The organism is Candidatus Protochlamydia sp. W-9 (genome assembly GCF_001950615.1).
Lineage (GTDB): Bacteria > Chlamydiota > Chlamydiia > Chlamydiales > Parachlamydiaceae > Protochlamydia > Protochlamydia amoebophila.
This window is the reverse complement of record NZ_BCPZ01000352.1, coordinates 1-10,722: the sequence shown is the minus strand read 5'-3', so window position 1 is coordinate 10,722 and position 10,722 is coordinate 1. Positions and strand designations below refer to the sequence as shown.

The 10,722-nt window shown below is 32.0% G+C and carries 8 protein-coding genes and 3 pseudogenes; 4 read left to right on the top strand and 7 right to left on the bottom strand.

Annotation, left to right across the window (positions count from 1 at the left end; translation table 11 throughout):
• Positions 1-113 (top strand): annotated as a pseudogene (locus BU804_RS12340) (IS982 family transposase); the annotation flags it as partial.
• Positions 114-436: 323 nt separating this feature from the next.
• Here the strand turns inward: BU804_RS12340 and BU804_RS09855 are convergent.
• The gene (locus BU804_RS09855) at positions 437-2,503 is read right to left on the bottom strand and encodes a hypothetical protein (RefSeq protein ID WP_143298986.1); all 2,067 of its coding nucleotides are present in this window, start codon (positions 2,501-2,503) and stop codon (positions 437-439) included.
• 838 nt (positions 2,504-3,341) lie between these two features.
• Positions 3,342-3,792, bottom strand: a pseudogene (locus BU804_RS11630) (IS1 family transposase); the annotation flags it as partial.
• Positions 3,793-3,888: 96 nt separating this feature from the next.
• Here BU804_RS11630 and BU804_RS09850 point away from each other — a divergent pair.
• A pseudogene (locus BU804_RS09850) lies at positions 3,889-4,295 on the top strand (transposase); the annotation flags it as partial.
• A gap of 470 nt (positions 4,296-4,765) precedes the next feature.
• Here BU804_RS09850 and BU804_RS09845 read toward each other — a convergent pair.
• The 4 genes from BU804_RS09845 to BU804_RS15565 all read right to left on the bottom strand — a co-directional run bounded on the left by BU804_RS09845 (position 4,766) and on the right by BU804_RS15565 (position 7,494).
• The gene (locus BU804_RS09845) at positions 4,766-5,713 is read right to left on the bottom strand and encodes a class I SAM-dependent methyltransferase (RefSeq protein ID WP_075883930.1); all 948 of its coding nucleotides are present in this window, start codon (positions 5,711-5,713) and stop codon (positions 4,766-4,768) included.
• Between the two features lie 262 nt (positions 5,714-5,975).
• A complete protein-coding gene (locus BU804_RS14310) occupies positions 5,976-6,617 on the bottom strand; it encodes a hypothetical protein (protein ID WP_075883929.1) in 642 nt (213 codons plus the stop codon).
• A 242-nt stretch (positions 6,618-6,859) separates the two neighbouring features.
• Positions 6,860-7,303, bottom strand: a complete 444-nt coding sequence (locus tag BU804_RS15030) for a hypothetical protein (protein WP_226996185.1) — start codon at positions 7,301-7,303, stop codon at positions 6,860-6,862.
• 62 nt (positions 7,304-7,365) lie between these two features.
• Entirely contained in the window at positions 7,366-7,494 is a 129-nt protein-coding gene (locus BU804_RS15565) for a hypothetical protein (RefSeq protein ID WP_255371580.1), read from the bottom strand.
• Positions 7,495-8,396: 902 nt separating this feature from the next.
• Here BU804_RS15565 and BU804_RS09830 point away from each other — a divergent pair.
• The gene (locus BU804_RS09830; protein ID WP_075883928.1) at positions 8,397-8,627 is read left to right on the top strand and encodes a hypothetical protein; all 231 of its coding nucleotides are present in this window, start codon (positions 8,397-8,399) and stop codon (positions 8,625-8,627) included.
• A 180-nt stretch (positions 8,628-8,807) separates the two neighbouring features.
• Positions 8,808-9,098 (top strand): hypothetical protein, encoded by a 291-nt coding sequence (locus BU804_RS09825; RefSeq protein ID WP_075883927.1) that lies wholly within the window; start codon positions 8,808-8,810, stop codon positions 9,096-9,098.
• Positions 9,099-10,516: 1,418 nt separating this feature from the next.
• Here BU804_RS09825 and BU804_RS09810 read toward each other — a convergent pair.
• On the bottom strand, positions 10,517-10,722 hold a 206-nt coding region (locus BU804_RS09810), incomplete at its 5' end, for an integrase core domain-containing protein (RefSeq protein WP_143298985.1).

Here is a 10,722-nt window from a genome sequence, read left to right as displayed (position 1 = left end):
CCGGAAATTTTTTAATTAATCTATTAGCTGGGATTATTGCTTATACTCACCAACCTAAAAAGCCATCGATAAACTTAGCAGAGCAGCATCGCTTATTGTTAATGGCTGCCTAAAAACCCAAAATTCAGGTTAATAGGTTCAGTTTATTGAAATAGCTTTACCTATTTAGCACTAACTACTTATCTAGTATATCATCCATACTTTTAAAACTTTATTAACTATTCATGGTTGGTAAATTAAAAAAAAGATTAGCTTTCTTTAAATTTGCGGTCTGAAAATTTTAGGTTAAGCTTATGTTTTATCGTACAATTGAGTACCGTATTTTTTTAATAATTTTGTCAATTATTAAAAAAGTTAGAAATACAATTTGCTATTTTATTTTCTAAAGTATCAACAGCATTGAAAATTTTTTGTTTAAAATTTCTATAAAATTTTATCAATTATAATGAGTTACACCAAACCTTATTGTTAAGTTACTACATGAAGGTAAAAATCCCTTTTGTATAATTAAATTGAAATCTTTATTATTATTCCAATTTTTTAGATACAAGTACTGCAAATTGGTTAGGAGGGATGTCAAATGCATCAATCCAGTACCGGTAAGTTTCGGGCAAGTACTCAGATTTAGACGCCGCAAAGATTCTAAAGATGCCAAATGCGTTAATCCTGAATCAGTCAGTTTACTATTGCGACTTAAATTTAGGTTCTGTAAAGCCACTAAAGGTTTTAAATACGCTAATCCATCATCGGTGAGCTTGGAGCAAAAACTCAGATTTAGACGCCGCAAAGATTCTAAAGATGTTAAATGCGCTAATTCTGAATCAGTGAGTTCTTTACATTGACTTAGATTTAAACGCTCTAGAGCCCCTAAAGGTTTTAAATGCGCTAATCCATTACCTGTGAGTTTTTTACATCGACTTAGATCTAAATCCTGCAAAGCAGTTAAGGATGCCAAATGCGCTAATCCTGAATCAGTGAAATTATCACAGTGGCTTAGATTTAAACGCTCTAGAGCTCCTAAAGGTCTTAAATACGCTAATCCATCATCGCTGAGCTTAACGGAAGAGCTCAGATCTAGATGCCGCAAAGTGGTTAAGAACGTCAAATTCTTTAATTCAGCATCCTTAAGCTTAATGCACCAGCTCAGATTTAAATACCATAAATTTGCTAAGGGTTTTAAATGCTTTAATTGTTCACCAATTAATTCTTTGCACTTACTCAAATCTAAATAATTTAAAGTCTTTAAGGATGTCAAATGCGCTAATCCGCCACCAGTGAGCTTTATACATCTACTTAAATTTAAATTTTGCAAGTCCGTTAAAGATTCCAAATGCGCTAAGCCATTATCGGTGATGTCAAAACAACCACTCAAATCTAAATGTTTTAAGGTTACTAAAAAAGACAAATTTGCTAATCCAGCATCAGTGAGCTTTTCGCAGCCACTTAGATTTAGACGCTGCAAACCCGTTAAAGATTTCAAATACGCTAATCCATTATCGTTAAGTCTCTTACAATTGATTAAATTTAGACTCCGCAAACCAGTTAAAGCTGTCAAATGGGCTAATCCCTCATCAGTGAGATGGCATCCACTCAGATTTAGATGTTGCAAAGCCATTAAGGGTGTCAAACACGCAAATCCATCTTTAGTGAGATTATAGCATGCACTCAGGTTTAGATACTGCAAAGTCGTTAAGGGTGCTAAATGCGCTAATCCAGCATCAGTGACATCCTGACACGCCTCTAAATGAAGCTCTTCTAAATTTTTACAATCTTTCAATACTAAAAGGTGAGCATCCGTTAGATGAGTATTATTCGAAAAATTAAGTTTTCTTACCTCATCTGAGAGGTGATTTATAATTCTTTTAAACCCCACGAACTGAGAGGCCTGTTTTAATAATACGTTTACTTCAAATTCTAAATGGTTTCTTAATTTATCTAATCCTTCAAGTCCATACGCGAAATTTAAAAACTCTTTTAATTTGACTAAGCTCTCTTCAGTAGGATTAGAAGGATCAAAATCCTCTAATTTGTATTCATCAAGCAGTTGTTTTTCTAAACTTTTTAGTACTTCTATCAGTTCATAAAAATCGGCTAGTTGCATGACAGAAGTGATCTCTTCCAAAGGAACTTTAAAATTAGCATCCATGACACAGTTCAGCAGATGCGTAAAATCCTTTTGTGTTGAATCAACATGACGTTGGTGTTTTTTTTCTGACCAAAAACGCTTAAAATAGAGGGATCTTTCCCTTAACAAAGCTAATTGAGAATGAGGAATAGTTAGAGAAGTTTCATCTTTAAAAATTAGTTGACATTCTTCAGGTGAAGATGAAAGTTCGGAAGATTGAATAGTTGACGCATTAGTTTCCTCTGTATTAGCCAAAGGATTGTTTAAAGCATTATTCTCATTCACAAGAGGGTCATTAATCTCTTGAGATTGGGAATAAGAAAGAGCTGTTGTATTGCCAAGATAATTAGAATTAATCCCTGTATTAGAAACGTTCAAAATGACCCTCCAAATGAATAAAATAAATTTTATTTTATAAATGTTTTAACATTATAATGTATAGATAAAAATCATGGTAATAGTCATAAAATAAAATAAATGGTCGCATTTTAAAAGAAAATTTGATTTATCGATGGAGAACTCTTAAAAGATAAATAAGAAATGAATCTTTATTTATCAAAAGAAAATCACTTAACATTCAGATAATTGAATTAAATTTTTGTTTTTTAAGATTAATGGGTGTCATATTGTTCATTGCCATAAATTAGCCAGGTTCTAATTTTAGAACTAAGATTTGTTCTAGTCACAGATTAAACCAAATTAATGTCGCTTATCATTTAATAGTAAATAGGATTTATGATATCTGAACTAAATTTTTCAGCAAGAAAGCTTTCTTTTTAATAATGCTCTTCTGATATTAGGTTCACTTAAAAGAGTTCTGGAAAAGATCTATGAACGTATTAATTAATACTCCTTTTATTTTTAATAAAAGGAGTGGTAAAAATTTTTTTGCCTTTTACTATCCAACTTTCCCTAATCTGTTTTTTTTAGTTCTAAATTAGACTCCTTTTTCTAATTTAATGACCTAACAGAATTTTGACCTTAGTGTTTAACAAAGAAGTCAAGTTTAATCCAAACTTTTTTGTAACAAGCTTGTACGAGCTTTCGTAAAATAAAATGCCAATTCTCCAAGTTTAACGCGCTTTCTGTAATAGTATTGCTATAAACTCAATTTGACTAAAATTCTATTTATTGATTTTATAATTTCTGTATAATCCAACAATCTCTTAAATAAGATTTGATGGAAAAATAGGTAGTGCTAAATAGGTAAGACTCTCTATTGTCTATTATAATCACAAATGAAATATTTTATTAAACCAATATGTAATTAGTTAGCTTTTTAAAAAATGAAAGTGTTTTCCTTATAAGTCTTGCCCACCTTTGTCTTAAGAGTGCAATTAAATCTTTCAATGTAGCCTGTCTGACCAGATTGTTTGCTAACAGGCTGAAGTAGTTTCATAGTAGACATTAAACTTATCAGTGAAATAGAGGGCTTTTTTTTAATGATTCAAGCAGTTTTGCAAAAAGAAGCTCAGCGGTTTTTTTATCTCGAGAACCCACTTGCCTAGCAAGCACTTGGCGACTTTTTTATGTAAAACGAGCCATAACCACTGATCATTTTTCTTATTTCCTATAAAACTCCATTGCTCATCTCCTTTAAATTTAGCCGCTTCTAACTCGCCTTACTCATGACAAGTGACTTGAGCATTTAAATCCTCAGGCAAATCTATGAACTTAAAAATTAGGTTTCAGAAGAACTCTATTCTTTTTTACCAAATCTGATCAGCAATGTGTACATTTCATGGCTCTTCTCCATTTGATTAGAACAATTAGTCTATCAAATAACTCCTAGAAATGTTGCTGATGTTTCTATTGCCGAAACTTTTTCAAAAGGGTTTTTGGGAAACTATTTGGTGATAAGGGGTATATTTTGAAAGAACTTTCAAAGAGGCTTTTGAAACAAGGTCTTGAACTATTTACTACCCTAAGATCGAATAAGAAGCAGAATCTTATGAAGTTGACAGACAAAATTCTTCTTAGAAAACGAGCTATTATTGAAACGGTCAATGATCAACTAAAAAATATTTCTCAAATAGAACATACACTTCACAGAAATGCCGGAAATTTTTTAAATAATCTATTAGCTGGGATTGTTGCTTATACCCCCCAACCTAAAAAGCCATCTATAAATTTAGCAGAACAGCATCGCTTGTTGTTAATGGCTGCCTAAAAACCCAAAATTCAGGTTAATAATACTTCCTCAATTAAAGATATAATAAAAACTTGAATATGAAACCGATACTGCTTGCTAGAGTTTCAAATAAAGAACAAGAGAAAGGTCTCAATCAATTCCTACTCAGGAACAGTGCTTGCGAAAATATGCCGAGAGAAAGGACTTGTCATTAATCAATTCTTTAAAGTCACTAAGTCTTCATCTAAAATACCTGCAAAGAATTTAAAGAGATTCTTGAGGGCGTTCGAGACTAGTGAGCTATAAGAAACGTCCACAAAGTTGAGACAACTGACGCATTTACCACTTTTAATTGGCATTTTCTCTTCCAGCAGGTCAAGTTGATTAACAATTCCATATCATAGAGTTTAAATAAAGATTTTCTGCCAAAATTGTGCTAAATTACCTTAAGGCTACCCTTATCGATAGCAGGATTAATAGGTATGTAATATAAATAGCATTTGCACTTCTTAATTTGGTAAATCGTCATAGTCTGATGAGTCCTCGTCAGTTGAACAACAAAAATAATCTCTGCATACTTCCTTATTACCTATAAAAAAATCTGCTGAAGCAACTTGGCATTGCTTTTCTGAGTTCATGACTATCAATTGTTCCGTAAATTTATCACTGTAATTTTTTTTATATTTAACTTTCACTTGTTTTATGGCCTCACGAAAGGATTCTTGACTTACTTTTTTAAATACAAATTCTCGTAATCCCTGTTCAGTAACAATAGCTGTCTCATTGGTCCCTGTCATTACATGCTCATATTCAGGATATCTTTCCTTATCAAATTTTCTTTTCTTCAGTATTACATAACTTGCTGAAGAAGCTGCATAAGTAATATCATAAATGCATACTTGATAAAAACGTGCTTTCTCTGTAGGTTGTGCTAAAGTAATGTGCACTCTATCGCCTGTTTTTTGTACTTTTGCACATGACTTAAAAAATTTCTGAATAATCGGCGGCAAAGTTTGGTTTTTATAGCTTTTTCCATCATGGGGGCAGTTCCAGTGAATTCTTCTGAATCTAGTATTTTTAAATTCTTCTATTTCATGTATTTTCGTTCCGTTTATCCCCAGCTCAACCCTAACTCCTTTATTTTTAAGTTCTTCAATCCTCTCCAAAGTTATTTTACAATTTTCACAGGTATATGTCTCTTCAGTTTCATCTGAAAATATTCTCACAGACTTACAGTCAGAACAATGAATCTTATCATTTAATTCTGTTGCAGTAATGGAATGAGCCAATGATTTCTCAGGTGAATGGATATTTTTTTTATCATGTTTATTAATCAAAGCTAAAGCAAATGAGAAATTTCCTTCCCCTATCAAAAGTCTTTTTTTATGATTCCCAGAACAAACATCTGCTATTTGCGTTGGTAAACTTGTAGACTGGCTCGCTGTTGCATTTATCATGACATCTCTCTTGTATAAAACTTTTTACTGAAAACAAAATCTATCAAAAAAAACTTAAAGTCTACTTAGCATTTAACTTTATTTTCTGATTAAAATAAAAATGCAAACTTTCAGTATTAAGTTATTTTTTTATCCATTCTTAATTTAACCAAAATTTTATTTATAGATTGTGCGGTTGTTCTTGTGTAGTCTAACCCCTTAAATAAGATGAGATTTGATAGAAAAATAGATATAATCTGTAAATTTTTTGCTTATTAAAAAGTTAAGCCACAAAATATTGCTTTTCATTACTGCTATAAAAATTTGCAAACGTACTCTTTAAGCTTTCTACAAAAAGGCTTTCCGGCAAACTATAATACCACTCTTTGCCAAGTTCTTCAGCTCGACAATATTTCTCTGTTATTGTTAAGTCAGTCCATCCCATTTCATTTTTAAATTGCTCAGCAATGCTTTTATTTTTTTTATCAGCATCTTTGCAAGGTTGCGTTCTGTTATTCAAAGCTTGCCTGACATATGCTGCTAGATTCATTGGCATAGGAATTTTTGCATTTACCTTGGCTTTGTCTACTTGTTGCCAGTAAACTTGAAGAGCTGTTTTGATCTTCCCAATCCCAAATTTTTTAATCCACCAGATTGCATGCTTTTCTTCAATGCAGTCTCCTTGAACAGGCTGAAGACGGAGAAGATAATCCAAAAATTTCTTTTCGTCTGAATTAAAGTTTTTTTTCCAATCCAGGTTTTTAAAATTTTCTTTGTTTAAATTTTTAGGAATGGAAGGAAGAGGTTTATTTAACGAAATAGGTGATTTAACAAAATTTTGTTTGGTTGAGGACTTTGTTTTTAAAGCTTCATTTTTTTGATAGGTCAGTGATTTGTTGCTATCATTGATCTCATTTAAAGACATAGATATCATTGATATATTTGTATATGTCGTCTCATTTTCATGACCACCTGTTTCGATTTTTCTAAATAGGGGGTACAAGAATTCGAGCCCATGGGACGTAAGTCTTCATTAAGAGCTGTACGCATGTATTTGCCCATATGTTGGGGCATAGGAACAGTAGGATCTAGTTTAGCTCTTTCGACTCTTTCCCAATAAACTTGAAGAGCTGTTTTGATCTTCTCGATCCCAAAACTTTTAATCCATCATGTGGCATGGTTCTTTTCAATGGGATCACCCATTTCAGGCTGAATATTTAGCAAGTAATGCAAAAAACTTTTTTGTTCATCCGAAAATTTAACAGACCAATCTTTTTCTTTGGTTTTAAATTGAGGAGATTCTGTTTGAATGGAGGGAATTTGTAGAGTTGATGGATTGATTTGCATCTCTGGAATTGAAGTTGATAAGGAGTGATTAGTCTGCTGAGTAATGGAAGAAATCTTTTCTGGATAAATTCCTATATACATAACATTATTAAGCAAGTCAGGCCCTATTTTCATAGCGCGAAATTCTCGAAAAATAAGCCCTTTATTTTCTAAGTAAATCAAAGCATTTCGGCTTTGTATTTCGCTAAAACCGAACTTTTTATTAAAATATTTATAATTCAACTGTAAAAGATCATCTTTGAACTTTTTTCCATAACCTACCATTTCGCTCGTTTTAATATCGTAAGTGGGGATAGGTCGGTACCAATAAACAATGTTAGCTAAGATTAAAGCAGCATTGGTTTGAATTTACCTTTTTCATTGCGAAGATGAGCGTACCACTCATTGGGAATAATATTGCCTTGTATGGCAATTTTTCCCACCTGTTCAACGATTTTATTGATGGTATAAATCACAAAATTCTCCTGTTTGTTGCAGGAGGTGTTAAAATCAAAGTATTTTTAAGTGTTTAATTTTTTAGTTAATAAGAATAAAAATGCTTAAAACTGTATATAAGCGAAAAAAGATAGAACATTAAAAATTTTGGGTAACGCTTACTTTGTGGCAAAAGAATTAGGTATCTACAAGTTTATTGGCGAGAAAGAGCAGTAGATACTTTAATTCTTACCGAACAAAAATATTTATCTTCCAGAATGAATTCCATTCATGAAAGGCAGAATGAATAACCCATCAATTCTTAAATAGTACTCACTTTCTATGAAATTTCTTTAATGAAAAAAATTACTAAACGATCCGAAATATAAAATTTCTGAGGCTTTAAAAACTTCTTATCTTCGAGAATTTGAAAACCTATTTCACGCCTGGTCCAAAGAAAATATTATGCAAGTAATTGATTGAGGATTACGCCTTAAACTTTGGCATAATTGATTAAGTACTCCAGCCAAAATTAGACAAAATATCGTTGAAGCCATAAAAGAATTGAATAATTCGCTATTTGAATAATTGCCTTATTGGTTTACGCTTGCGTAATTTTAAAAATTATTTAATGCTTAAAACGCGAAATTACAGCAATAGAAAACTGTAAAAGGAACGAAGGAAAAAATGCCTGGTATTGGGTTCTGGTCAGAACTTTGAATATAGGGGTCTGTTCAGTATTCGGAATATAAAGCGCATTATAAAGAAGCGTTGAAGATCACGATTGGTTTTAAAAAAGAAACAGAGAGAAAATTTAAATGCTAGCGATACTTTTTATAGTGATCATTGCTTTCACTTTTTCATTCACATGGTGGCATAGGCTATTCACAGAACTTGACTACTTTCAAATCGACTACACAAAAGAAACAAAAAAAAGGATGTTATGGGTGATTTTTGGAAACCTTCTAAGCTTAATACTGCTGTTCTATCTCTTACGATCTGTGTTTTTACACTTAGTACCGTAGCTCCTCTGAGTGCTGACCCACAACAAGTTAATCTCAACCTTAATTATATTGGCTTTGCCTTACGCATCGAAAAGCTTGTTGAGAAGGTAAATCATTACCGCAAAAAGGGCGACAGCAAAAAGCTCATGGAAACCATGTTCGATATGTAAGCTGAAGTCGAGGGCTACACTGGCCAGAAAATTAATCTTGATAAGACTATTGATCAGATAGAACAACGAGTCAAAAATCAAGGTAGAAAGGTCGATAAAAAGGTTATCAAACAGCTCAAGAAAGACTTTAAAAAACAGGAAAAGAGAACTAACCATAAAGCCCTCTATATGGCTAACTGTATGGAATTTGATTTACCTTACCACGCCGAAGATGAACAATTTCTCTTTGATAATCATATCAACATGGCTAAGCATAGTCATGGCGACAAAGATAATGACAAAGGTGATGAGATATGTGTGCCATTACGTGTCACTATTGGCATTACAGTAACCCTTTGCGGTCTATTCCTTTTGTTCGTTCCAATTCCAATATGCAAACAATATGCCCCTTATGTTATCGAAACTGGACTTGCTTTCTTAGTTGATGAAGGAATCACTCAGTGGGAAGATAAAGACAAGGATAAAAAATGAAAGAAAACAAAATATATTCCATAAATGGGATTTTTTTAGGTAAAAGATATGATCATGGAAATTCTAGCAACTTTGAATCAGTAAAGTGAGTCAGCGAAGAAAACAACCGCTGTAAATTTTAGAATTGTGCTTGCTGAGAACAAAGAAAGAGTTCTTCTCATAAATATAGAGATTCTCAAGGTTCTGCTCTTTGAGTTCCTTGTCTGACTTATTTTATGCAAAAAATATTGAAATTTTTTTTCTTTTTAAAGGTTTATTGGAATTGTAAAATCTTGGTAAGTTTCATAAAACGACGCATATACCGTATGTTTTTTGCAGAAAATCCCTTCATATCTGAAAATGCTGAAATGAGATCTTTAAATAGCTTCTCAATGACTTTAACTCCTTACCTGCTTTGTCTTTCTTTTTCTGAAATGATGACTCCTATTTTTCGATAGATACATATCATCTCGGAGTTAACTGCTGTGATTGCTTTAAGCCTAGCTTCTTAGATTTGTTGTTTAAGATCAGTCAGCGTTTTTGAGTAAACGTTTGTTGTAAACGCATCTTTCTTGTAAAAAAGATATTTATTTTTAAGTAGGCTATAGAATCTATAATGGCTTCTAGAACATCTTCTAATTTTACTCCTAAAAAATATCGTTTTTTTGATTAAGTATGGATTTCTCCCCTATTTACCCTGGAACCGATGTCGAAAATAATAGAAAATAAATAAAACAAGTATCGCGGAAAAATTTTGTAGAAAAAAAGTTTTGGCCTGTAACAACAAGATATTAGTCTATTAGAAGCTATTTAAGTAATACTAGCCAACTACATAGGTTACGATCAAATTACTACCGGAATTTATGGGCGATATTTAAATTCATTCAATTGCTTTGAAGACGCTAAAAAATGAGAGGTATTTCTATGAGCACAGAGAAGCAATTAAGTCTTTGGGAATAGGTACTCCTGTAGAAGAAAATATTTTATTTTGGAAGGAAATGCAGGATTTGAAAGAAACGCAAAATAACCTTCGCGCGGATTTTTTCAAAGGTACGATATAATGAATAAAGAAATTCAATTTCTTAAGGAACAGATTAAGCTTTTAAAAAGTGAAAAAACAGAATAAAAAATATTAATAGAATGGTGTTTTTCTCTGATACAAAAATACGGATTATTTCAATTATATCCGAAAAATTGTACCAATATTTGTAAATTTTTTTTGTAGATTTATATAAGTAATGCTATTCACGTAAAAATATTCGAGTATGCGAGTTAATACTCTTTTAATTGAAAAACAATTGAATGATTTTTTAATTTGAAAGCGGATTGAAGCACTTTTCTGCTTGTAGTAGATGAATACAATAGAATTACGGATGTGGTGTAATAGTGACCTTGCCCCCTGATTCCATCCAGAGTTAAATAGAAATTCAAGCAATTAATTACTTGTTATTTTCACTTAAACTTCTAATAAATTGTTTTGGGCTTAGACCCTTTAAACTTGTATGAAGACGATACTCATTATAGTCTTCGCGCCACTTTTCAATCGTGCTACGAGCATCCTTAACATTTAAAAACCAATTTTCATTTAAGCATTCATCACGAAGCTTTCCATTGAAACTTTCAATGTAACCATTTTGCATTGGCT